This is a genomic window from Bradyrhizobium sp. MI1.10 (assembly GCF_055811035.1).
Map to the genome: position 1 here is coordinate 96,235 of NZ_JBVVPN010000009.1, position 24,218 is coordinate 120,452.

At 61.3% G+C, this 24,218-nt stretch carries 21 protein-coding genes; 8 read left to right on the forward strand and 13 right to left on the reverse strand.

The genetic code is table 11. The annotated features are described in order from the left end of the window. Position 1: 1 nt before the first annotated feature. Both poxB and AC0L3K_RS11945 read right to left on the reverse strand, forming a co-directional pair. Positions 2-1,741: a ubiquinone-dependent pyruvate dehydrogenase gene (gene poxB / locus AC0L3K_RS11940; protein ID WP_473366046.1), complete on the reverse strand. Its 1,740-nt coding sequence runs from the start codon at positions 1,739-1,741 to the stop codon at positions 2-4. A gap of 441 nt (positions 1,742-2,182) precedes the next feature. After that, complete coding sequence (locus AC0L3K_RS11945; RefSeq protein ID WP_473366047.1) at positions 2,183-2,467, reverse strand: hypothetical protein; 285 nt, start codon at positions 2,465-2,467, stop codon at positions 2,183-2,185. Between the two features lie 226 nt (positions 2,468-2,693). Here AC0L3K_RS11945 and AC0L3K_RS11950 point away from each other — a divergent pair, with 226 nt between their 5' ends. Further along, positions 2,694-2,921 (forward strand): hypothetical protein, encoded by a 228-nt coding sequence (locus tag AC0L3K_RS11950; RefSeq protein ID WP_473366048.1) that lies wholly within the window; start codon positions 2,694-2,696, stop codon positions 2,919-2,921. A 523-nt stretch (positions 2,922-3,444) separates the two neighbouring features. On the opposite strand, the gene rpoH is transcribed toward AC0L3K_RS11950, so the two are convergent. The 3 genes from rpoH to AC0L3K_RS11965 form a co-directional block, all read right to left on the reverse strand. Continuing rightward, the gene (gene rpoH, locus AC0L3K_RS11955) at positions 3,445-4,401 is read right to left on the reverse strand and encodes an RNA polymerase sigma factor RpoH (protein WP_473366049.1); all 957 of its coding nucleotides are present in this window, start codon (positions 4,399-4,401) and stop codon (positions 3,445-3,447) included. Positions 4,402-4,588: 187 nt separating this feature from the next. Beyond that, positions 4,589-7,699, reverse strand: coding sequence for a multidrug efflux RND transporter permease subunit (locus AC0L3K_RS11960; protein WP_473366050.1), 3,111 nt, complete (start codon positions 7,697-7,699; stop codon positions 4,589-4,591). Beyond that, positions 7,696-8,865: an efflux RND transporter periplasmic adaptor subunit gene (locus tag AC0L3K_RS11965; protein ID WP_473366051.1), complete on the reverse strand. Its 1,170-nt coding sequence runs from the start codon at positions 8,863-8,865 to the stop codon at positions 7,696-7,698. The genes AC0L3K_RS11960 and AC0L3K_RS11965 overlap by 4 nt, the downstream gene beginning before the upstream one ends. A gap of 44 nt (positions 8,866-8,909) precedes the next feature. On the opposite strand from AC0L3K_RS11965, the gene AC0L3K_RS11970 reads away from it, so the two are divergent. Then, positions 8,910-9,494, forward strand: a complete 585-nt coding sequence (locus AC0L3K_RS11970; protein ID WP_473366052.1) for a hypothetical protein — start codon at positions 8,910-8,912, stop codon at positions 9,492-9,494. 229 nt (positions 9,495-9,723) lie between these two features. On the opposite strand, the gene AC0L3K_RS11975 is transcribed toward AC0L3K_RS11970, so the two are convergent. The 4 genes from AC0L3K_RS11975 to AC0L3K_RS11990 all read right to left on the reverse strand — a co-directional run bounded on the left by AC0L3K_RS11975 (position 9,724) and on the right by AC0L3K_RS11990 (position 14,716). Then, positions 9,724-11,058, reverse strand: coding sequence for a sensor histidine kinase (locus tag AC0L3K_RS11975; protein ID WP_473366053.1), 1,335 nt, complete (start codon positions 11,056-11,058; stop codon positions 9,724-9,726). Between the two features lie 46 nt (positions 11,059-11,104). Then, positions 11,105-11,782, reverse strand: a complete 678-nt coding sequence (locus AC0L3K_RS11980) for a response regulator transcription factor (protein WP_473366054.1) — start codon at positions 11,780-11,782, stop codon at positions 11,105-11,107. Between the two features lie 274 nt (positions 11,783-12,056). After that, positions 12,057-14,243 carry a xanthine dehydrogenase family protein molybdopterin-binding subunit gene (locus AC0L3K_RS11985; RefSeq protein WP_473366055.1) on the reverse strand — a complete coding sequence of 729 codons (2,187 nt, stop codon included), beginning with the start codon at positions 14,241-14,243 and terminating at the stop codon, positions 12,057-12,059. A gap of 11 nt (positions 14,244-14,254) precedes the next feature. After that, complete coding sequence (locus tag AC0L3K_RS11990) at positions 14,255-14,716, reverse strand: (2Fe-2S)-binding protein (RefSeq protein WP_473366056.1); 462 nt, start codon at positions 14,714-14,716, stop codon at positions 14,255-14,257. Positions 14,717-14,954: 238 nt separating this feature from the next. On the opposite strand from AC0L3K_RS11990, the gene AC0L3K_RS11995 reads away from it, so the two are divergent. Beyond that, positions 14,955-15,506 (forward strand): DUF305 domain-containing protein, encoded by a 552-nt coding sequence (locus tag AC0L3K_RS11995; protein ID WP_473366057.1) that lies wholly within the window; start codon positions 14,955-14,957, stop codon positions 15,504-15,506. Between the two features lie 117 nt (positions 15,507-15,623). After that, positions 15,624-16,694 carry an SDR family NAD(P)-dependent oxidoreductase gene (locus AC0L3K_RS12000; protein WP_473366058.1) on the forward strand — a complete coding sequence of 357 codons (1,071 nt, stop codon included), beginning with the start codon at positions 15,624-15,626 and terminating at the stop codon, positions 16,692-16,694. Here AC0L3K_RS12000 and AC0L3K_RS12005 read toward each other — a convergent pair. The 4 genes from AC0L3K_RS12005 to AC0L3K_RS12020 all read right to left on the reverse strand — a co-directional run bounded on the left by AC0L3K_RS12005 (position 16,687) and on the right by AC0L3K_RS12020 (position 19,864). After that, entirely contained in the window at positions 16,687-17,034 is a 348-nt protein-coding gene (locus AC0L3K_RS12005; protein ID WP_473366059.1) for a citrate lyase holo-[acyl-carrier protein] synthase, read from the reverse strand. The two genes, AC0L3K_RS12000 and AC0L3K_RS12005, sit on opposite strands and share 8 nt — an antisense overlap. Before the next feature lie 168 nt (positions 17,035-17,202). Next, on the reverse strand, positions 17,203-18,231 hold the full coding sequence (locus tag AC0L3K_RS12010) for an aldo/keto reductase (protein ID WP_473366060.1): 1,029 nt from the start codon (positions 18,229-18,231) through the stop codon (positions 17,203-17,205). Beyond that, a complete protein-coding gene (locus tag AC0L3K_RS12015) occupies positions 18,212-19,237 on the reverse strand; it encodes an NAD(P)-dependent oxidoreductase (RefSeq protein ID WP_473366061.1) in 1,026 nt (341 codons plus the stop codon). Before AC0L3K_RS12015 ends, AC0L3K_RS12010 begins: the two co-directional genes overlap by 20 nt. A gap of 267 nt (positions 19,238-19,504) precedes the next feature. Next, entirely contained in the window at positions 19,505-19,864 is a 360-nt protein-coding gene (locus AC0L3K_RS12020; protein WP_473366062.1) for a hypothetical protein, read from the reverse strand. Between the two features lie 546 nt (positions 19,865-20,410). On the opposite strand from AC0L3K_RS12020, the gene AC0L3K_RS12025 reads away from it, so the two are divergent. The 4 genes from AC0L3K_RS12025 to AC0L3K_RS12040 all read left to right on the forward strand — a co-directional run bounded on the left by AC0L3K_RS12025 (position 20,411) and on the right by AC0L3K_RS12040 (position 23,947). Next, positions 20,411-20,650: a hypothetical protein gene (locus AC0L3K_RS12025; RefSeq protein WP_143274133.1), complete on the forward strand. Its 240-nt coding sequence runs from the start codon at positions 20,411-20,413 to the stop codon at positions 20,648-20,650. Positions 20,651-21,233: 583 nt separating this feature from the next. After that, positions 21,234-21,740, forward strand: coding sequence for a DUF930 domain-containing protein (locus tag AC0L3K_RS12030; RefSeq protein WP_240543132.1), 507 nt, complete (start codon positions 21,234-21,236; stop codon positions 21,738-21,740). Positions 21,741-22,289: 549 nt separating this feature from the next. Then, positions 22,290-23,108 carry a metallophosphoesterase gene (locus AC0L3K_RS12035; protein WP_473366063.1) on the forward strand — a complete coding sequence of 273 codons (819 nt, stop codon included), beginning with the start codon at positions 22,290-22,292 and terminating at the stop codon, positions 23,106-23,108. A 449-nt stretch (positions 23,109-23,557) separates the two neighbouring features. Then, positions 23,558-23,947 (forward strand): hypothetical protein, encoded by a 390-nt coding sequence (locus tag AC0L3K_RS12040; RefSeq protein ID WP_473366064.1) that lies wholly within the window; start codon positions 23,558-23,560, stop codon positions 23,945-23,947. Positions 23,948-24,218 lie beyond the last annotated feature (271 nt).

A 24,218-nucleotide genomic window follows, 5' to 3' on the forward strand; every position in this document is an offset into this window, starting at 1 on the left:
CTCAACGCCAAAGATTGGAGCGGGCGAGGTCCACGACCTCGTCGCCGCGTCCGCCGATCACAGCCTTGATCATGTAAAGCGTAAAGCCCTTCGCCATCTCCAGCGTAATCGAGGGCGGCATCGCGAGCTCGGTTCGGTTGACAACCGCATCGATGAGAACTGGCCCGTCGTGGGCGAGCGCCGCGGCGATTCCATCATCGACGTCGGCCGGGTCTTCGAGGCGAATGCCGCGAATCCCTACGGCTTCGGCCATCGCTGCGAAGTTCGGATTCTTGAGCTCGGTTCCATAGTCAAGAATTCCTGTCGACTTCTGCTCGAGCTCGATGAAGCCCAATGCACTGTTGTTGAACACGACGACCTTCACCGGAAGGCGCTGTTGAACGAGGGTAAGGAAATCTCCCATCAGCATCGTGAAGCCGCCGTCGCCAGAGAGCGAGATCACTTGCCGACCCGGACAGGCGGCTTGCGCACCGAGGGCTTGCGCCATCGCGTTGGCCATGGAACCGTGCCAGAATGATCCGAGTAGCCGGCGCTTGCCGTTCATTTCGAGATAGCGGGCGGCCCACACTGTCGGCAGACCGACATCGCAGGTGAATACCGCATCTTCAGCTGCCTGGTCGCTGATCGCTTTCGCGACCTGCTGAGGGTGGATCAATCCGCCGCCGGGCCTGCCGACGGCAAGCTCGTCAAGCCCCTTGCGTGCCTTGGCGTAGTGTCGCTGGGCTTGCGCGAGATGCGCAGCGTCGGTCTTCGGCGTGAGCATTGGCAGCAACGCCGCAAGCGTCTCGCTCACGCCGCCAATGACTCCGACATCGACCGAGGCCCGGCGGCCGATATTCTCGGGCCGCAAATCGACCTGCGCAATGCGCGCGCCACCCGCCTCCGGGTAGAACTGCCTGTAAGGAAAGTCGGTCCCCAGCATCAACAGGACATCGCAGTCGCGCATGGCGTAATAACCGGAAGAAAAGCCGATCAGCCCTGTCATGCCAACGTCATACGGATTGCTCCACTCAACGTGTTCCTTGCCGCGCAACGCGTGCACCATCGGTGCTTGGAGCAGTTCACCGAGGGCGAGCAACTCGTCATGGGCGCCCGCGCATCCTGAGCCGCACAAGATCGTCACGCGGCTTGCGTCGTTGAGCAATTTCGCCAGCCGAGCGAGATCGGTGGGAGCGGGTGTGACGACCGGAACAGGTGGTAGCAACATTGCGCGCTTCGGCGGCGGCGCTACGGCAGCGACCTGCAAGGCGACGTCCCCCGGGATGACGAGGACTGACGCGCCGCGCTTGCCGACCGCCTCCCGGATCGCGGTCTCCAAGGCGCGCGGCATCTGGTGGGATCCGGACACGAGCTCGCAGTAGTGGCTGCATTCCCGAAACAGCTCTTGCGGGTGCGTCTCCTGAAAGTACCCGCTGCCGATTTCAGGTGACGGAATGTGTGCAGCGATCGCAAGCACGGGCACGTGCGAACGGTGGCAATCGAACAGTCCATTGATGAGGTGAAGATTGCCGGGTCCGCAACTGCCCGCGCACACAGCGAGTTCGCCCGTCAGATGCGCGTCGGCGCCGGCAGCAAAGGCCGCCACTTCCTCGTGCCTGACATGAATCCAATCGATCTTGCCATGGCGGCGAATAGCGTCGGTCAGGCCGTTGAGGCTGTCGCCGACCACGCCATAGATGCGTTTGATCCCCGCAGCCGCGAGGGTTTCCACGAACTGGTCGGCGACTGTTTTGGTCGGCATTAACGCCTCCTCTGGAAAAGTGAGGACGAACCTGGAGTGCAACCACCGCTGCTCGCAGAAACGCCCAAAGTCCTGTCCAAGAAGGTAGCAAGACCGCCGCGCGGAGTTATTAAATTGGCATTAAGGCGACTAAATTCGAGTTTAGAAGCTGTGCGGCGGCTTCAATTGGCTCGGCCACCATCTTCCAGAGATTTGCGACTGTTGAGGCGTCGAGAGATTGCGCCCTTCCTTCTCGGTTCCTCTGAGGCATTCTGAGCGCAGCGCGAAAGTGTGTGCCGACAAGCTAAGGCGCTATCCTGCAACGCTTGCTCGCAGCGGGCCACATCAATGCAAGCCGACGCGCAGAACTTCGATTGGACACGCTATCAGTGTGCGTTAGAGCCGCTGCCCGCAGCATCGAGTCAGTCGGTTCGCGAAAACCAGTCGGAGCTTCGCCGGAAGTCAACAGCCCCGACAGATGGAATCAATCATCTTGTCCACCTTTGCCTCTTCACGATCGATGGCGGGATCAGTCCCCAGCAAAGGGCCATTCATGCGGTGGCCGTTGGCCACGGCGTCCGACGAGAGCGCTGTACCCAACGAGTTGGTCCCTGGTGAAGCTGCGCTGGAGCCAAAGACGCCGCCTGTCCTGAGCGTCTGATGCAAGCCCATTCCGCCGCGGGCGAATGTCGGGCTGGTTAGAAGAACGAAAAAGGGGGCGACGAGCAGAACACAAACCTTTTTCATGACGAAAGTCCTTTCGCACGGAGAAGTAGGGAAGGGGCCGCATGCGCAGAGTAACAATTCGTTGTGCGGAGCTGACTGACGTTCGGCGGTTTGCGTTCCATACGCAGCAACTCACAGCGCGTTGAATGTCCGTGAGCGAATATTGCATTTCGAACCCCGGCATCGACTCCGACCTGCGTGGGTGAAAGCCAAATGGTTTGGCTTCACCCTTCACAGGAGTAGTTCAATGACCAAAATCAAGCTGTTGTCGGCCGGACTGATCGCTACCGCCATGCTTGCGACGCCTGCCATGGCTCGCGAGCACTACGTAGCCCAGCGGCATGTGGCGGCGGCTGGCTCCACGGCCGAGCGTGACGTTGACGGGCGTGTGTGCGTTCCCGCCCCCCGCGTGGGCGCGTTTGCGACGGCGCCGTGGACGGGCGACAATGTCCCTTGCGAGCCTCAGCCGTTTTGAGTCGATAAGCCGCGCGTGCCAACCTTGGCTTCCAAGCGGCCTTGGGCTGATCCATCATTCGGTCAGCCCAATGCGCTCCGACACTGCTCTCCCGACGAGAAATTCGGGCTGGCACGAACATTCCAATCGGTCGTTCGATAGGCGATTGCGACGCGTCGGAGCAGACTTGCGTCTCGTGTGGCTGCGGGACGTTCTGCACAACCTCGAATCACACGCAGCTCGATCGCTCAAGCCTCTCTTGACTTCGGGCGATGGCGCAGATCCGGACAACCTGATCCCTCCGTGGAGCTCCGGGACGCGGCCATATTCCCGCTTCCAGAACGACAACCAGAACGTCCGAGAGAGCGCGGGTACCGGAAGAATGAAGCGCCAGGCGATCGCCCCCGCTCGTCCAGCGTGCGATTACGAACATCGCAATTGTCGGCTTCACTCATCTTGCGTCCAGGGCACTCCGGCGAGCTTTACAGTCCCGTTCGAGCCAGAACCGGCGGTGGTGGGCCTGCAGCCATTGTCGAAGGAAGCTCTATGCCGCTTCCATCTGTTTATTGGGCTCCTGCTCCGGCTCGGAACTCGATGCTGACCTGTCCGGCCTGAGGTTCCTCCTGGCGGCCCGCTTGACCTTTTCAAAGGCGCAGGTTTCGATTTGCCGGACGCGTTCGCTAGAGATCGACAGTTCGCACGCCAGGACCTCGAGCGTGGCAGGGCGGTCGTTTAGCCGGCGCGCCTCGAACACCCGTCGTTCGCGTGACGTAAGAGTATCCAATGCGGTGCGCAGCGCGCGTGCTTGCTGCTCAGATTCGTCGTGTTCGGCCAGGAGCGCCTCGGCCGTCGGCGATGGGTCGACCAGCCTCGACTGCCAGTCCACCGTCTCGCTATCTTCGCTAACCGGCCTATTCAGCGACAGGTCGCCATTCAGGCGGCGGTCCATCTCCAGAACGTCGCGAGGCGAAACCTCCAGCCGCTTAGCGATGGCATCGGCCACCTCCGGCGTGAGGCTGGACGTCTCGCTGGCAAGCTTCCTCATTTCGCGCCTGAGACTGAAGAACAGCTTCTTCTGGGCAGCCGTCGTTCCGATCTTGACCAGTGACCAGGATCGAAGAATGTAATCGTGGATCGTAGCCTTGATCCACCACAGCGCGTAGGTCGAGAAACGTGAGCCGCGACCCGGCTCGTAACGTGTTGCGGCCATCACCAGACCGAGATTGGCTTCGGAGATGATATCAGCGAGCGGGAGACCATATCCCCGATAGCGCTTCGCCACGCTCGCGGCGAGCCGAAGATGGCTGGTCACGAGGGCGTCGGCAGCTGTTTGATCGCCCAGCTCTTGCCAGCGGCGCGCAAGCTGCTGCTCTTGCTCCTGTTCAAGCATCTCGAAACGGCGGATGGCGCCAGCGTACCGTCCAAACGGGGGTGACTCCGTCCGATTGATCGCCGTGGTTTTCAAAGTGGTTTGCGCGACGACTACGTTGCAGTCCTGCATGATGCAGCTCCGATGATTGAGCCCAGCATCTATGGATTAAGGAACGAGCTACTGATGCGCTATTAAAAGGCAATTCCGGCGTTTAAATTCGCTGTTAGCTGAACCGGAGTCGGTCGTGCAGCTAGAACCAAGGCCGCGTTCCTTGGAGCGCCGCGCAATCGCGGCGCGCAGGTTGGCCGCGGCAATCTCAAGCCGCGGTGGAGCTTGACGCAGCTTCCTGCGCCGGCGCGGGCCGGCCGCGAAACGTTTGCTGCAGGCGATCAAGATAGAGGTAGACCACAGGCGTCGTGAACAGCGTCAGCAGCTGCGAAAGTATCAGCCCACCGACGATCGTATACCCGAGCGGCTGTCGTATCTCGGATCCCGTGCCGGTGCCGAGCATCAGCGGCACCCCGCCCAAAAGCGCTGCCATGGTCGTCATCAGGATGGGCCTGAAGCGGAGCACGCAGGCCTGGTAGATCGACTGTTCGGATGTCAGTCCTTCATTGCGCTCCACCTCGAGGGCGAAGTCGACCAGCATGATGCCGTTCTTCTTGACGATACCGATCAGCAGTATGATCCCGATTATGGCGATCACGCTGAGATCCATATGCACGGCAATGAGGAGAAGCAACGCGCCGATGCCGGCGGAGGGCAGGGTGGAGAGGATCGTGATCGGATGGATAAAGCTTTCGTACAGCACGCCGAGGATAATGTAGATGACGATCAGCGCCGCGAGCACCAGCACCAGCTCGCCGGAAAGTGCCGCCTGGAATGCGTTCGCGTTGCCTTGGAACGTGGTGGCGAGCGAGAGCGGCTTGCCGCTGGTGCGTTCGAACTGCTGGATCGCGGCAACCGCGGTGCCCAGGGCCGCTCCCGGTTTCAGGTTAAACGAGATCGTGGTTGAGGGGAACATTCCCTGATGGTTGATGACGATCGGCGCGGCGGTGACGGTGCTTTTGGTGAGCGTGCTCAGCGGGACCTGTTGTCCGTTGGAGGAGTTGAGATAGATCTGCTGTAGCACGGTTGGGCTGGTCTGGAAGCGCGGAAGGACTTCCAGTACCACGTGGTACTGGTTGAGCGACGTGAAGATGGTGGAGACGATGCGCTGGCCAAAGGCGTCGTCGAGCGTATTGTCGATGGCCGAAGGCAGGATCCCGAAGCTCGACGCGACGTCCCGGTTAACGGCAATATCAAGGCGCGGCCCGGCGTTCTCCTGATCGGTCGTCACGTCGGTAATCTCTGGAATGCTCTTCAGCTTGTCCAGGAAGATGGCCGACCAGTGATTGAGCTCGTTCTGGTCCGAATCGGTAAGCGTGTATTGAAATTGGGTTTTGGCCAGGCGCGCACCGACCGTGATGTCCTGGGCGGCCTGCATGTAAAGCGTGATGCCCTCCACCGAGGCGAGCTTGGTTCGGAGCCGGTTGATCACTTGGTCGGCACTGGCGTTGCGCTGCTCGCGCGGCTTGAGCGTAATGAAGACGCGTCCCTGATTGACCGTGGCGACCCCACCGCCGGCGCCGATCGCGGAGCCCACGGACAACACGGCAGGATCTTCGACCACCTTATCGATGACGGCGTGCATGCGCTGGCTCATTGCGGGGTAGGAGATATCCTGCGCGGCTTCGGCGACGCCGACGATCAGGCCGGTGTCCTGCTGCGGAAAGAAGCCTTTTGGAATGACGACGTACAGATAGCCGGTTACCGCGATGGCCAGGAACATCGTCATCAGCGTGATGAAGCGGTGGCGTAGCGCCACTTTCAGACCGCGCTCGTAGATGGCAAGCAGTCCGTCGAAAGCGCGTTCGGACTGCCGGTAGAGCCATCCGTGCTTGCCCGTGTCATGCTTGAGCAGGCGTGAGCACATCATCGGCGTCAGCGTCAGCGAGATCACGAGCGAGAGGATCAGCGACACGCTTACCGTGATCGCGAATTCCTGGAAAAGCTTTCCAACGTAGCCGCCCATCAGGAACAGCGGGATAAACACCGCGATCAGCGACAGCGTGATCGAGATGATCGTGAAACCGATTTCGCGCGAACCCTTCAGGGCCGCCTCCATCGGACTCAATCCGGCTTCAAGATGGCGGACGATGTTCTCGATCACCACGACCGCATCGTCCACCACAAAGCCGATCGCGATTGACAGTGCCATCAGCGAGAGATTGTCCAGGCTGTAGCCTAGCGCATAGAGGGCGGCGAAGGTGCCGATCAGCGACAGCGGTACGGTGATGGCGGGGATTACCGTGGCCCAGAAATTGCGCAGGAAGACGAAAATGACCATCACCACGAGTGCGACCGTCAAGAGCAGCGTGAACTGTACGTCGGAAACGGAGGCGCGAATCGTCTGGGTGCGGTCGGACAGAATATCGAGCTTGATGCCCGGCGGCAGCGCGGCCTGTAGCTGAGGCAGCTGGGACTTGATCAGGTCGACGGTCTGGATGACGTTGGCGCCGGGTTGGCGTTGAATGGCCAGGATGATCGCCGGTTGTTTGTTGACGAAAGCGCCGATCTGGTTGTTCTCGGATGCTTCGATGACGTTGCCGATGTCGCTGACGTGCACCGGTGCGCCGTTGCGGTACGCGACGATCAGGTTCTTGTAGGCGTCCGGCTTGAGCAGTTGATCGTTGGTGCCCAGCGTGAAGGTCTGGTGCGGACTGTTCAGCGTGCCCTTCGGCTGATCAACATTGGCCTGCATCAGCACGTTGCGAACGTCTTCCAGGCCGATGCCGCGATTGGCAAGTGCCTGCGGATCGACCTGGACGCGGATCGCCGGCTTTTGCTGCCCGCCAATACCGATCAGGCCGACGCCGGAGATCTGCGAGAGTTTCGGCACCAGGATGTTTTCGGTAAAGGCGTCCACCGTCGTGAGCGGCAAGGTGTTGGACGTCAAGCCGAGCACCAGGATCGGCGTGTCCGCAGGGTTTACCTTGCGGATGGTCGGAGGGTAGGGAATTCCTGTCGGCAAATATGGCGTCGCCGCATTGATCGCGGCGAGAACGTCGGTCGCCGCGCTGTCGATATCGCGGCTGAGATCAAATTGGACCGTGAGCTGGGTGTATCCGAGTGCGTTCGCGGAGGTCAGCTGAGTCAACCCGGGAATCTGCGAAAATTGCTGCTCGAGCGGCGTCGCGACCGAAGATGCCATGGTCTGCGGATCGGCTCCGGGCAATCTGGCCGTTACCGAAATGGTCGGGAAGTTGACGTTCGGCAGGGAGGCGACGGGAAGCAATCGGTAGGTGACCAGTCCGCCGAGCAACAGCCCAGCCATCAGCAGCACCGTGGCGATCGGCCGGTGGATGAACGTCGCGGATATGTTCATGGGATTTCCTGCTCGACGGAGTTCTGGAGATCTGCTTCCTGCGCCGCGCTGCCCTGGAGCTCCTGCACGCGGGTACCCGGCTGCAGCCTGTATTGGCCGTCGACCACAATCTTCTCGCTGGCCTGAAGCCCTGAATCGATCAGCGCGCTGCCATCGCTGATCTCGGCAACCCTCACTGGCCGCGTCGTCACGGTTTCGTCTGCCCCGATCACCCAGACGAAGGGTCCGTGGGGGCCCTGCTGAATGGCGGAGGCGGCAATGGTCAACCCGTTATGGCGGGTTTCGAAAAAGAGTCGCGCATTGATGAGCTCGCCCGGCCAAAGCATCCGTCTCGCATTGGGAAAGCTCGCCCGTAGCTTGATCGTGCCGGTGGTCTGAACGATCTGGTTGTCCACCAGATCGAGCTTACCCTCATCGAGCTGGGTCTTGTCATCCTGACTATAGGCGAGGACCTTCAGTGGTCCCTTGGCCATCTCCCGATTGATCTCCACAAAGTCGGTCTGGGGAAGCGAGAACAGCAATGAGATTGGCTGGATCTGGGTCACATCCACTAGGCCAGCTGTATCGGTCGGATGGATGATGTTGCCGATATCGACTTGGCGAAGGCCGGTCACGCCGTCGATTGCGGACGTCAGCTGCGTATAGCTCAAATTCGTCTTCGCTTGCTCGATGACGCTCTCATCGGACTTCACCATCGCCTGAAGCTGGGCCAATTGAGCCTTCGTGGTATCGACGAGCTGCGTGCTTGCCCAACCGTTCTTGGCCAGCGGCACGTACCGGTTCAGATTGGCCTGTGCATTTTCGACCTGCGCCTGATCGCGATCGCGGTTGGCGATCGCTTGATCGAGTTGCGCTTGATATGGGCGAGGGTCGATCTCGGCGAGGAGATCGCCGCTTTTGACGGTCTGTCCCTGCGTGAAGGCGATCTTGATGAGCTGGCCGGTGACCTGGCTGCGCACGATCACGTTGTTATAGGCAATCACCGTGCCTACGCCACGCCGGTAGATCGGCACGTCGTGACGAACCACCGTTCCCGCCACGACCGGCACCGACTCCGGCGCAACGCCAACCATGTTTGGTTTGGGCGGGCGGATTTGCCGAGCGGCCAATGCAGCTCCTCCGGCAACCACCACGCCAGCGAGAATAACGAGCCATAGCTTGCGCATGCAACGCTCCCTGAAGCAGTCAGCAGCCTGATGAGGATGAAAAATTGTTCGTGCCGGTAGCGCCGGTCATCGAGGAAGCGGAGGAGCCGGACGTGCATGGCGCCGTGGCGTACGCAGCGCCCGAAGTGTTGGGTAGCGGTACCGCTGTCATCGGGCTTTCGCCGCTGGTATCGGCCTCCGTTGCACCCAGCGGGATCGTGCCGCCAAGCACGCCCGCCGTCGAAGTCGCGGGCTGGCTTGAAGAGGTTGTGCTGCTTGATGTCGTGGCGCAGCTTGAACTCGGTGTCATGCCGCCGCCGTCGAAGGTCGAGGACGGGGATGAAGCGCTGCTCGTTACACCCGTACCCATAGAAGAGGTCGACGACGTGCCCATTGCGCCCGTCGAGCCAGTCGCATTGCACAACGCGCTAACCGTCGGACCTAGACCGCCGGAATCGATTTCGGTTGCCCCAAGCGGGACGCCGGCGCCAGTAAAGCTGCTGCTCGTTCCGTTGGAGCCGAGTGTGCCCATCGGGGAAGTCGCACCCATTGCCGAGGGGCCGGTGGTTGTTTGCGCGTCGCTGGCTGCGCTGGCGCAAAGCAGCGCAAGCGCTGCCACGAACAATCGTCGCCGCATCGGCATCTCCTGATCATCGATTTGCAAATCGCCGTATGAACCAACGAGAGTTCCGTTGAACCGATAGGAGCGGTTCGACGCGTTGGCTTCAAGGCGTTAGCTAGGAGTAGAGATACGCGGCCGGCGGATTGGGGCCACTAAATTCTCAGCGGCAAAGTTAAACTTGAATTTAGGGTCATCCTGCTTGGCTGTGGCCGGGCGCCTGGGCAGATCTGCTCGTCGACCGACGCGTCGCAATGCTCTCAACTGACTTGCGGTGGAACGCGCTCGAACACGATCTCCGCAACGCAACCCCGTCCGGTTGGCGCTGGCGACAGCCCGAACTGAACTCCGTGCAATTTTGCGATCGCAACCACCAGGCTCAGACCCAATCCAACCCCGGGCTCCCCGCGGCTTTTGTCGGATCGATAAAAGCGTCTCGTGACGAGGTCACGCTCGCTCGGTGCGATTCCGCGCCCGGTGTCGCTGACGTGCACGACGCTCTTTTCTCCGATGCGGCAGAGCTTGAGTTCGATATGGCCGCATTCCGGCGTGAATTTCACGGCGTTGTCGACGAGATTTGCAATGGCCTCGAACAGCAGGTCGCGATCGCCCTGGACCACCATCTTTTCTTTGGCTTCTACGACTAGAGTTACGCCTTTGTCTTTGGCCATAGGCTCGTAGAGCTCTCCAACGTCGTGTACCAACTCCGCCAGGTCGACCCCCCGGAACCCCGCCAAACGCCGACTATGCTCGATTTCGGTGATGCGGAGCAGGGCGGTGACCATCGTTAATGATTGGTCGAGCCCGCCGATGGCGCGATCGACAGCCGCTTTCAGCTCGTCAAGAGTCTTCGCTTTGTGCCGTCCGCGCTCCAGGGTCATCCGCACATTCGTGAGCGGCGTCCGCAGGTCGTGAGCGATGTCGTCGCCCACTCCGGCAACGCTACGCAGAAGCTCCTCCATTTCATCCAGCATTGCATTGATAAGCCGCGCCAGCTCGGTGAAGGGAGCCCCACCTTGTTCCGGCAAGCGTTCGCGCAATTCGCCCGCCACGATGCGTTGGATCTGCCGGTTGTACTGGTCGAGCCGTTGTTGCGTCCTGATGCTCAGGAATGCGCCAAACAGCGAACCAAGGCACAGCGACGGAATGAGCCCCCATGCGACTGCTCGCTCTATCGTGCTGCTGATTTCAGACAGCTCGTCGGTGTTCCGGCCGATAAGGAGTATCCCTCCATCATCAAGCTTGCGTGCGACAGCGCGCGCCAACTGTTGCTCGCGGCCGGCAGCATCGATCCGCACTACTGAAAGCTGCTGTGGTGGGGCGTCTGGCTGTAGGTTGCGCGGCAGACTTTCAATGTTTCCGATCACGCGGTTTCCTTGCGCGTCGAAGAGGCCGCCAAGCTTCACCCGCCGCGGATCCCCGTCGAGGTGTTGCTGGAGCGCTTGGAGCCGCTGCTGCGGAGAAAGGCTTGAGAACGTATTGGCGCGATCGACAATCAGTCGATCGACGCTCGCGGTCACGTATCTGGAAGTCGGCCAGTAGATGAAGACGATGATCAGGAAGACGCAGATCGCGAACGCGCCGATTGCGACCATGGTCCCGCGAAGAATGGTCGATCGGAAGGCTCTCGTTCGAATAATCTTAGGAAGGCGCACGCAACATAAATCCTTCTCCCCGGATATTGAGGATCATCGGCGGCTGGCCGGCCGGATCGACTTTGCGGCGGAGCCGGCCCATATGCACATCGACGAGATTGCTCTGGGGCACGAACTTGTAATTCCAGACTTCTTCAAACAGCATCGCTCGGGTGAGCAGTTGGTCGACGCGGCGCATCATGTATTCGAGCAGTCGGAACTCGCGCGGCAAAAGATCGAGCGGGCGACCGTCCCGCGTAGCGGTACGCTCCAGCAAATCGGCTTCAAGTGGTCCGACCCGCAGAACGGTGTCCCGGCTTTCACCAGGCCTTCGCAGCAGGGCCTCAATCCTCGCAATCAGCTCAAGGATCGCAAATGGTTTTGTCAAATAGTCGTCACCGCCGGCCCGCAACCCGCGAATTCTGTCATCCACCGCTCCGAGGGCGCTCAAGACCAAAACGGGGGTGCGCACCTGCTCCTGCCTGGCAACCTCGATGATGGTCAGGCCGTCGATTCCGGGAAGCAGACGGTCGACGATCATGACATCGGCCCCGCCTGCGCGAGCTTTGTCGAGTCCCTCAATGCCCGTCGCCGCCCGGTCGACCTCGTATCCACGACCAGCGAGCTCAGCCGCGATCTGCTGGGCAGTCTCGTCGTGATCCTCGATCAGCAGCACCTTTGGCATCGCGACTTCCTTGGCACCACGGCCGCTCTCAGATGGCAGGCGCCTACCCAATTGCCACAGACAAGGCTGACTGTCTGTTCCGAAATTGTACAATAACCACATAGCCCTAGCACGAAGCCGAGCTTCATTAAATCCAGTTTAGTTTTGTAAATTCGACTTTATGGCGCGCGCCTGCATGGACGAGGCCGCTCGTGTCTCGCAGAGGGTTTCAGGTGAGGCTCGCCGCTCTGGTCAGGGCAGACGTTGGCGAACTCACAAGCGCGCAGTGGCCTGTTCAGCTGGCGCGAAGTGCCGCCAACACTTTTCGCGGCGTGAACGGCACCGAGCGCAGGCGTGCGCCAGTCGCTTCGAACACGGCCCCGGCAATGGCCGAAGGGACGACGGCGCAGGTAGGCTCCCCGCCGCCCCAGGGGACCTCTTGCGGGCGATCGATCAGATCGATCACGACCTCCGGGATCTCAGGGAAGGTCAGAATGGGATAGCTGGCCCAATCAAGGCTGGTGACCATGGAGCGATCGAAGGTCACTTCCTCCTTCAGAATTCTGCTGACTGTCTGGACAACGCACCCCTCGATCTGGTTGCGCAGCCCGTCAGGGTTGATGATCTGGCCGCAATCATGCGCCACGTAGAAGCGCTTCACCGCGAGGGCGCCAGTCTTACGGTTGATTTCCACATCGGCGACGGCGCCGACATAGGTGCGCACCAGCTCGTATTTCACATAGGCAAGCCCGCGTCCCGTGACGACCTCGGCATTGCGATACGGTTTTCGCCGCTCACGCCATTTGCTGAGCCTAGCCAGTCGCTCCAGCAGTTCCTTGCCGCGCGCGTCCGCGAGATATTGAAGCCGAATGTCAAGCGGATCCGCGCCAATGCTCGCCGCGATCTCGTCAAGGAAGGATTCGTTGGCAAAGGTATTTTGCAGGCGTCCGGGCGAGCGGATCCAGGCAGGTCGCAGGGGTGTCGACTGCAACCGGTGAGCGGTCGTCGTGACGTTTGGAATGTCATACGGAATCGAGAGATCATTGAGCACGCCGCCGGGGCTGAGCTTGCCGAGACTGTTGAGCCCGGCAAGGTCGGCACCGGTGAGCGGCACAAAGCTCGCCGATCCATCAGGCACGAACAGCTCCGATTCCCACGCCGCCAGATTTCCTTGCGGATCGACCCCGGCTTGCATGTCCAGCAGTGTCGGCGGTCCCTTGGGATCCCAGCCGTGCTCGTCGGCGCGCATCCATTGCACCCGAACCGGCCTGCCCACCGCACGCGCCAGCAGCGCCGCATCAGCCGCGGCGTCCTCGTGCCCATTGCGGCCGTAGCAGCCCGCGCCCTCGACATAGACGCAGCGAACGTCCGCGTCGGATATTGCCAGCATCGCAGCCAGTTGCTTGCGCAAATCGTGTGTCGCCTGCGAGGCGGTCCAGCAGGTGAGCTTGCCATCGATAAAGGTCGCCACGGCACAGGACGGGCCGATCGAGCCGTGGGTGTGGATCGCGAAATCATACGTTGCCCGAAGCTTGCGTGGCGCGGCACCAAGGACCGCGCGCGAGCTGCCGAGACGGCTGGTGACATCGTCATGCACGACGGGCGTATTGCGTACGTGCTCCCAGATCTTGTCCTGGTCCGGGAGATCATTCCAGCTTGACCAGGTCACCTTCAGCTGTTGGGCGGCCTTGATTGCGCTCCATTCGCTTTTGGCGACGACGCCAAGAAAGTTGCTGATGCGGACGACCTTCACAATTCCAGGTATGTCGGCGATTGAAGACTCGTCATAGGAGACGAGCGTCGCACCGAACCCCGATGGACGCACCACTCGGCCGTGCAGCATGCCGGGAAGCTTGAAATCCTGCATGAAAGTGAAGCGGCCATCCACCTTTGCCGGAATATCCAGGCGGCGCACCGGCTTGCCGACGATCGTGTAGTCGCCGGGCGCCTTCTGCGGCGCATCCTTTTCGATGTCGAGAGCAAGGGCAGTCGGTTCAACGAGACTCCCAATCGGCAGCCCTTCGCCGCCTGCGGCAGTGACCACGCCGTTTCGGATCGAAAGTGTGGTAATGTCGCGATCCATCTGCGCGGCAGCGCGGCGCAGAAGGGCTCGACGCGCCGTGGCCGCAGCGCGGCGCAGCTGCATGCCGCCGTTCTGAATCGAAAAGCTTCCGCTGGTCGTGCCCTGGTCCGGCGTGAGCGCGGTGTCGCCTTCGATGATCGTGATCTGATTCATTGGGACGTCAAGCTCGTCCGCGACGATCTGGGTCAATGCGGTCCGCACGCCGGTGCCGAGATCGACCTTTCCGGAATAGACCGTCACTGTTCCATCGTGTGCGACAGCAAGGAAGCCGTCGACCCGATCGGTCGACAGGGTTTTTCCGGCGGCGGGCGTAGCGGCGCGTGCCATCGGCAGGCTGAAGGCCACAATGAGCGCGCCACCTGCCTGCAACAGCTTGCGCCGATTGATCATCTCGTCCATGGCGCGTCTCCTTACGAGCTTGCCGCAGCGCGCATGACCGCGCGCAGAATCCGCAGATGCGTTCCGCAACGGCATAAATTGTTCGCCAGTTCTGTCTTGATGTCTTGCTCGCTCGGTTTCGGATTGCGCGCCAAAAGGTCCGCCGACTGCATGATCATGCCGTTGATGCAGTAGCCGCACTGGACTGCCTGCTCTTCGATGAACGCGCTTTGCAGCGGATGGGGATTGCTGGCCGTGCCGAGGCCTTCGAGCGTCACGACGCTGCCGGACACTGCGGACAGCGGTGTAACGCAGGACCGAACTGCCGTTCCATCGACGTGGACGGTGCAGGCGCCGCATTGGCCGAGGCCGCAACCGAAGCGCGGTCCATGCAGACCAAGCTCATTTCTCAGCACGTAAAGCAGGGGAGTATCAGGATCGTCGACGGTTACTGAAGCGACTTTACCGTTCACGTTCAAGGAAGTCGTTGCCATCGTACAATTCCTGCCTTGCGCTCCGATCGCCAAGCCTCTTGCCGGGTTGGAGCGCGATGACGCCGCGATGAAAGAGCCGTAAGTGCCGTGCACCGAGCGGGTTAATGACAGGAGCGAAGTAGGGAGGTGGCGCACTCGCCCCAAGCAAAAACTTTAAGCATCAATTTGAATTGAGCGCTCGGTAGCTCTGCGTCCGACTGGAGCCCCGCTCATCAAACCTAAATCCAAATTTAGTTGAATGCGCCATCTGGTGCCCCGACTTCGAGAAATCGACAGCCTGGCATTTCATCAGTCCGGCTGGCAACGGGTCATCCCTTTGGAGGTCAACATGGCACTTTCCTCGCGCACAATCTTGCTGTCCACGATGCTGCTAACGGCTGCAGCTTCACCGTCGTGGGCACAGAATTCAACAAGCGCGAACCCCGGCACAGGCAGCGCCGGTCGCAGCGAGCAGCAATTCATGGTCGACAATGACCTGGCGATGAGTGACATGACCAGAGCGATGCTTGTCAAACCAACTGGTGACGTGGACCATGACTTTGCTGCCATGATGATTCCTCACCATCAAGGCGCGATTGATATGGCGCGCGCCGAGCTGAAATACGGTCACAACGAAGAACTTCGGCGGCTGGCGCAGAACATCGTCGCGCAACAGCAGCAGGAGATATCGATCATGCGCCGCGCCATCGGGGAAGAGTCGCAGGCAAACGATAAGCCGTCGCCGCCATCGAGCCCAAAGCCGGATGCTGCGAATTCTCCAAGCGCAATGAACGCGATGCACATGAAGTGAATTCGGTCAAATCCCGCCGTTCAGGAAGACTGAGCAGCCTGCACCAGCGACCCGCTGAAGGCGATCGCCGGATCGGCAATCAACGGACACGACGACTGAGCTAAAAGGAGCTTTCCAATGAGCGAGAATCCTCGCGTTGAATTTCAACCTACCGGCAATGGTGTGCGACGGCGCGCGGTGCTGGTCGGCGCAGGGCTGGCGGCAACAGGCCTGGCGCTATCAGGCGGCGTTGCAGCAGCCGAACCAATAAAGCGTGCATCGGTAGCCGAGCCGGTCAGCGGGCCCTATCCGAAACCTCCTGCCAGAAGAACCGCCGGGCCGATCCTGCCGGGGCGCGGATCGGCGCTGGTCGGCAAGATCGCGGTGGTGACCGGTGCGGCCCGCGGAATTGGCCGTGCGATTGCCGTCGAATTCGCCGCCAATGGTGCTGATGTTGTTGCCCTCGACATTGCAGGACCGGTCAGCCCGACTGCCGATGCAATTCCGGCCACGGAGGCAGAACTCGCCGAGACAGTGTCCGAGATCGAGAAGTATGGCCGGCGCGGCACCGCAGCCAAAGCGGACATTCGTGACATGAGGGCCTTGCGAGCAGTTGCCGAGAAAGTGGAGCGTGAACACGGAAAGATCGACATCGTTGTCGCCAATGCCGCCATTCAGGGTTGGAAACCGCTGATGGAAATGGACGACATGGACTGGCGCGACCAGATCGAGAACAATCTCAACGGGACCGCCAACACCGTTCGCGCCTTTGGACCCAAGCTGGTCGCCCGCAATCAGGGACGCATCATCCTGCTCTCTTCGATGCAAGGCAGAATGGGCACAGCGGATGGGGCAAGCTATTCCGCGTCAAAGTGGGGCATATTGGGGCTGATGAAATCGGCTGCCCTGGAGCTCGGTCGACACAACGTCACCGTCAATGCAATCTTGCCGGGACTGGTCGGCACGCCTTTGACCTACAATGAGCAGCGGTTCCGGGCGGCAATGGCACAATCTAATCGCCAACCCCCAGCGCATCCGACCGCGCAGGAAACCTGGGACGCTCGGGCTCCGACTGTGCCGCTTCAGGTGGGATGGCTGCAGCCCGAAGATATCTCGCCGGTGGCGGTCTTCCTGGCATCCGACGCCGCTGCGCTGGTAACCGGCAGCGAATTCGCAGTCACCGGTGGAGACGCGGCCAAGGTCAGCTGATCGATACGCGCGAATACGCGTGCTGCTCGTGTGGTCGGGCGGCACGCGCCGAAGCGCCCGAAGCCAATTTCATCCGCATCCTCCGCGTCAACAGTCCGCGTTTTGCGATCGGGCTGCGTGACCTGCTGGACCTCCTCGGCGCCGGCAGCCACCCCGACATGCACCAGTCTCTCGAGCGACACGCGGCCTCCATCTCCTGAATGGCTACCGCGAGTACTCGCCGAGGCAGCAGGCCGTCCTTGACCGGCCCCGACATGACGGTCGCGGAGGCCAGCGGCTTGCCGAACCGCGCCAGAGCAGCCGCCTGGCGAGTTGCCCGCTCCTCTCTGGCCTCCGGCATCTCCTCAAGACCAGCCTCGGCCGCGTTGGCCCTGCACGCGCATGATCAGCCTTCACCGGCCGAAGGTGGGCCATTTTCGACCGCTTGGCCAACATGAATGAGGCGGCGCCGTTCACGTGCAGGCAAGCGAGGGGCGTTGGATCGAGCGCGAAGTCGCCCCTTTGTCGGTTATGCCACCCTGCTGCGGGCCGGCGGTGCCATGAATTCGGGCCCGACGGGATCGCGAATGGTGGCCTCGAGGATGCGATCGATCTCCGCTTTCGCCGCGGCGTCGATACGCCATCCGCTTACCTGGTCAACCGGTTGCAACTGGTCTGGGTGGCGGGCGCCCCATAGCGAGCTCGTAATTCCCTGGTCAAGCATCCAGCGGATCGCCAGGTGGATGATACGCTTGCCGAACCGTTGTTGAGCGAGGTCGTCAAGTTGTCCGACGGTGGCAAGATATTGCGCAAAACGGGGCTGCCCGAATTTTGGATCGCTGCCGCGAAGGTCATCGCCTGTAAATACTGTATCAGGGCGCATGCGGCCCGACAGCAGGCCCCGGCAAAGCGCACCGTAGCCAAAAGTCGCGATGTTGTTTTCGCGACAGTAGGGCAAGATTTCAGCCTCGATACCGCGCTCGAAGAGATTGTAAGGGGGCTGCACGACATGCAGCGGCGCAACCCGGCGGAAGCGCTCCATCTGCATCACCGAAAAATTGCTGACGCCGATTGCGCGGATCTTGCCCTGCCGCAGCAAACTGTCCATCGCCTCGGCAGTCTCTTCGATCTCCACAAGGGGATCCGGCCAGTGCACCTGGTAGACGTCGATATAATCGGTCCGAAGCCGTCGCAAGGAATCGGCGACCTCCTTCAGGATGCGAGCTCGGGAGGCGTTGCGGAACACGCATCCCTGGCTCCACTCAAGACCGACTTTGGTTGCAATGACCACGCGTGCCCGCAGGTCGCCTTCTGCGAGTGCCTGGCCAACGAGCTCCTCGGAGTGCCCAAATCCGTAGGCGGGAGCGGTGTCGATCACGTTGATGCCGCGTTTGATGGCGGTCCGGATCGTCGCGATCGATTCGGTCTCGTCGGTCCCGCCCCACATCCAACCCCCGATCGCCCACGTGCCAAGTGCTACGCGCGACACGTTGATGTTGGTGCCGGGAATGTTGACGTGTTCAATTTGCAGCTCACGTTTATCGGGTCGATCGAGCATGAAGCGGCTCCTGTGTTGGGCTTCCGAGCTTTGTGGTTGCAGGAGATTTCCCGGGCGCGACGCTCAGTCCGGCCTCCTCGGCGGCCAGCAGGCCAAGCGCAGACCAATCCAGCTCCGAGTATCCACGCGCTATTCCGGTGATGAAGCGGTCGCGAACGACACTGAGAGTCGGCATCGGCACGCCTGCCTGCTCCGCCTCCTGGAGCACCAGACGCATGTCCTTGAGCGCAAGTGGGAAAACGAGGCCGCCAGTGCGGTATTGTTGTCCTGCGATCTTGCTGCCATAAATCTGGTGGAAACGGCTTCCGAACATTGTGCCCGTCATGATGGCCAGCAGTTCCTCTGCATCGAGCCCGCGTTTGCGGGCGAGCGCACAAATCTCCCCCAGGATTTCCAGATTGGCCGCGACCATGGCGTTGCCGGCCAGCTTGATCAAGTTGGCCGTCGCCGGAGTGCTGCCTACCGTAAAAGTATGCTGGCCGAGCAGATCGAAGATCGGCTGGCAGCGCGCGAGCTCCGGCGGCGCGCCGGCGGCAATGACAAACAGCTGGCGGGCCTTCGCGGCATCAGGGTTTCCGAATACAGGGGCTGCAACATAGCTCTGACCATTTCGTGCATGTTCGCTTGCCAGCTGGGACGCCGTTGTGGGGCTGATCGTGCTCATCGAGAGATGGATTGCACGCGGCATCAAGCCCATGAGCAGGCCGGCAATGCCGAGATCCTTTCGACCAAACGCGATCTGTTGAACGGCTGCATCGTCAGGCAGCATGCTGATGACCAGCTCGCGCTCGAACAGGTCGCTAAAGCTTGTCGTCGGCACAAGGCCGAGCGCCTCGAGGATTCTTTTTTGCTCCGGGCGCCGGACATAAGCGACCACGTCTTGACCGGCAGCGGCGAGATTTGCCGCCATCGCGGTCCCCATTCGTCCGAGACCGATAAAACCGATCCGGCCTGCGCACAGCCCGCGTCGCCGGCCGGTCCCCGAATTCGCCTCTGCATTGGCCATTGACCGCTCTTCCTAATGTTTGTTCGTGAGACCGGATCGTCACGCCGTCGAGCACATTCAGGGTCGACGTCCCGAACACCGAGTTGGTGGCGCCGGAGGCAAATCCAATTAAAAAAGAGTTCAGGTGGCGGGAGGCCGTTTGATCCTGCCGAGAGTGAGTGCGACGCCTTGATCTTCTGCATCCGAGGAGCCCGCCACCGAGGGAGGCGGCAAGGGATCGGCACGGGAGCGGAAACCTCCACCCGATACAGTGGCTCGTTCTCGCCGTCAGCCGCAGTATGGTGGCCAGAGATTGCGCGGACGACCATAGTAGAGATCGTAGCAGTCAAGGCCGTTGTCGAAGATAGCACCGTACCTCGGCCAGACGCCGCCGAAACGGTGCATGGAATCATGGTGTAAACCCGAACCATAGGCGCCCACATGATTAGCCGGGCCGATGCGGCCGCCGCCAAAACCACCCATGTGCGTGCCACCGATTGCACCCATATGGACACTTCCACCGAAACCGCCCATATGACCACCTCCAAAGCCGCACATGTGGCCGGCACCACCGCGTGCCTCTGCCGTCGCCGTAAGCAGGCTTGCCGCAAGTGTCGTCGTAACCAGCATTGTCAACAGTCGTTTCATCACTCGTTTCCTTAGTTGGGCAAAGCACCAGATTTTCAGCGTGTCGAAGTCAGATCAAAGTTTCTCTCTCCGAAATCAGCGCCGGGATTTGCGTCTCTCTCAGCAAGTGCGAACCTCGGCTGGCCGTTCAAAGGAACATCCTCTCACGCTGTTTCAAAACGACGAGAGGATCTCGATAGATCGAGACATCACCGGACTTGTTAGCTTTCGGTTTTCTTGCTGCCGCACGCCAGCATGAGTATCGCCGATTTTCCCGTGGCGTACCCGACGCGATGTCGATCAGCCGACGCGCAGCCAGTCTACGCAAGTACGCAAGCAGCCGACTGACGAATCACCGGCATGTCGAGAAGTGCTCGACCCGGCGTGTTGTCCAGCGGTCGACAAGCCGTGTGGTCCTCTGCCGATTGCGTGGATGGTCATTGCGAGAGGCTCACAATGCGTTGAATGATCGCGAGCCAGTTGTGCGTTCGGAAGCCAGGTATCTGCTCGCATCTTGTCTGGAGCGGCTCAAGCGTCTTGGGCCGCTTGCATCCGGACGAGAAGTAGATGACCAAAATCAAGCTGATGGCGGGTGCATTGATTGCTACCGCCATGCTCGTAACACCCGGCGCGGCTCGCGAGAGTAACATTGCTCGGCGGCACGTCACGCGCGAAGCCAATCCAGGCGCTTTCAACGGCTTCCCGTCTGTCGACAGGCGGGCCGGCACTCCAACGCACCACGTTGATTCGTCAGAGACAGCTCCCGGGGGCGTTTGCGACTTCGGCGACAACCCGATGATCTGCTGATACCGGCGTACTCCGGCATGGCGACGAGTCTCAACATCGGTTAGGAGGTCACCGTTAAAGCCGGACGCTCGTCCAACGCGGACGAGTTGGTGGGAGGCGCCATCCAGCCAGACGCGGATCAGATGCGTGCGCCGAAGAAGTGATCATGACAATGTTGGCCAATGATGCAGCGATCGAGAGTGTCGCCCTTGGATATCCGGGCTGCGCACCGACCTCCGCAAGCACGCAATCCGCATTTCATCGAGTACCATCGGCGTGGCTCTTTGCGGACGTCTCGCCGCCGACCATGTGGCCATCGGCCAGCACTTCGTTGCGGCGCCGGTGATTGGGCGTCCATTGTCGCGGCGGCCGGAGAACCGGCCGTGGTTGGCGACAGCGGTCAGGGCACCATCGCGAGGTGAATCCGCTGTTGGATGGAAGCGGCCCACCGGCGTTCGTGAGGACCGATCGGCCAAAGGCGGCGAGCCTCGTTAGGCGCAGTTGAATTTTCTGATTACCGCGGCAAGCGAAGCGCGCGGCAATCAATCGGGCTTATCGGCAACGAAGACGCCGACGGTCCCCTCCCGAAGGGGCGAAGAGGGGAGTGCTGCAGCATGGCGAAGGCCTACCAGATTGCAGGAACGTATCAGCCATCGCCACAAGATGGGCACATTTCTCCCTTCTCCAGTTCCCCTATCTGGAGCCAATCACTGTGAAATCATTCCTTCTTTTGCCTGTCGCCCTCGCCGCGACGACCTTGGTCTCGTCACAAGCGGTTGGGCGAACCATTTCCGATGAGCAAATGATGAAGCTGGATCTCGGGGCCCGCGTCGAACAACGCTGCAACAGGCGCGCGATGGGTCTTGTTGGACGCGAGCACCGCGGCTTCCACCCGGACGAACTCGTTGCCTACGCTTACGGCGATCCTCGAAGCTCAGGCGCCGTCGTCGATGCGTCAGGAGCGGCTGTCCGAAGCGGCAACGCCTGGTATCACCTCGCCTATTCGTGCCAGACCTCAGCCGATGGCCTCAAGATCGAACAGTTCAAATACTCGCTCGGCGGTGCCATCCCCAAAGGCGATTGGGCCGAACATTACCTCGTTGCACCTTGAGCCTACGTTGTGAAACGCCGGTTGACGCGTTTAGCGCCTCCATCAAGTCGACGACGGTGCTCGCGGCTGGCTTTGCCTTCGGCGTGATCGGCTTGCCGGCGCGCTTCTGGTTCGGGGGATCTGATGAGCTATAGCTTCTTCGAGGGGCGTGAGCTAAGAAGAATTGAATCCTTGGCGTCGTTTACGACCTGAAAAAAGGCGGCACTTTCCAACACTAAACGGGGGAGAGTGTTTCTTGATAATCAATTGATCTTATTGATTTTTCTGTACAACTAGAGGGAATCCCACTCTCTCCGCCATCGCACCGCGACGACGCAGAATCCCTACAAAACAAGGCGTTTCCAAAACCGCCGGCAGAGACGGTGTAGCAGCCCGGTGTAGCACTTGCGCGGCACCGAAGCCCGGTCACGTTGCCATCATTGAGACGCCGGCGCGAGTCCGAATCCTTAAGTGACAACGGCGGGTCAGGATCTCGTTTTCTGACCCGAATTTGTCACATACTGGCTGAGCAGCCTTGCCTCTTGCCGCCGGCGGCACGATCGTCCGGCCATGAAGCTCTTCATCGCATCTGACCTGCACGGCGAAATCTGGCATCACGACTACGACGTGCCGCAGGGCCTGGAGTTCGACGTCGCGGTGTTCGCCGGCGACGTCCACCACGCCTATCGGGCGGTGAGCTGGCTGACCAATCAGCGCGCGGTGTGGCACAAGCCGATCCTGTTCGTCGCCGGCAACCACGAATATTACGGCAGCATTCTGGAGGACGCCGCGGCCCGGATCCGCGACGCGGCGCGCGGCACCAACGTGACGTTCCTGGATGCCGACGCGGTGCCCGTCGTCAACGGCGTCAGGTTCTTGGGCTGCACGCTGTGGACCGATTATCGCTTCGAAGCAGACAGCCAGGCGCACGGACTACGGGCCGGCTTGCAGATGAACGACCACAAGTTCATCCGGACCTCGGGCGGCGCGGAATTCCCGGCGCCGTTCACGCCGCCCGAGGCCTACCGCCGCCACATCGCCGAACGGCGCTGGCTGACCGATCGCCTGGCCGAGGAGTACGACGGCCCGACCGTGGTGGTCACGCATCACGCTCCGCACCCGGGCTCGCTGCATGAGCGCTACGAAGGGGACGCCATCAATGCGTCTTTCATCAGCGATCTCTCCGCCGTCATCGCGGAGCATCAGCCGGCGCTGTGGATCCACGGTCACGTGCACGACAACCACGACTACATGGTCGGCGACACCCGCATCGTCTGCAACCCGCGAGGCTACTCGCGCGGAAACGGCCTGGCCGAGAACGCCGCCTTCATTCCGGATCTCGTCGTCGAGATTCCGGAGTGGTCTCCGCGGCCGCACTGGCAGCGGTAGAAGCTCGCGTCGGCACCGCCCCCGCAGGAATCCTTTCGACGCCTTCGCGTAGACGTCATAGAGCTCCTGCTCGTGCATGCCGTTCGCCACGATGAGCGCGATGATCGTGGCGCGCAGATCGCCGCCGCAGGCCTCGATCGCCTGGTCGGCGGCGGCCTGCAGGTCGGCAGCTTCGTCGACGGTCGGTTGCTGCTCGGCGGCGGTCATGAAGGATTCCTATTGCGCGGGAGGGATCGATCTTGTTCTCTATTCGTTCTCACGTCAAGCAAGCGAGCGTGTTGCCGTTCGGCGATCTCGTGCTGCGGGAACCATGCGGTACCTGCGCACCGCACCCGACCTTTTCCGGCTCCGTACGGGCGCCAACCGATGGTCCGAGACCGAGCTTCTGGCTGTTGGAGCTTTGCGGCTTACGCATCCAATGTCGCCGAGCGCCAACAAGGAGACTAGAGATGGCTGGGCAAAGACCTGCGGGCTGGCGCTTTCCGACGCCGAAGCAGCAGTGCATCGAGGACACCGCGAGGAAGATCGCCGAGGCGCAGCGCCGGCGCGAAGTCGTCGACGACAAGGAATCGTGGTGGGCCGCTGTGCTGTCGGATCCGCGCGCGGTGACGTCGAGGCCGGACCCCGCCAGGCCGCTTGGCGAGATCCGGAGCGATCTGTTGCGCGTCGCGTGCGAGCGGTGCGGCCGGGTGATCGAGATCCGGCGCGACGATGCGATCGCGCGCTTCGGCGCCGACGCCCGCTGGCGTCAGGTCGGGCAGCGGCTACTCGATGAGGGCTGCGAAATCAGGACGGGGCGTCATGAGGAGGATGGGTGCTGGCCGGACTTTCGGACTTAGCGGACCGAAGATTAGCGTGGCCTTGCCGGCTTGCCTGACGACGTCCAGACACTGCTTCTCCGTGCGTCGCGAGCCGACCCACTGCTCTTCAATGTAGATGTCGTAAAGCTGGATGACGTCCGGCTCCTTCGGATCCATGACAGCTGTCAAATGCCATCCCGGGAGAGTTACCGAGCGGGAAATTTCCGACGCCGATCGCCGCCCACGCGCGCAAAGTTACCGAGCGGGAAATTCGCGTCGGAGTAAAAGACGTATCGCCGGGGCAAAAGAC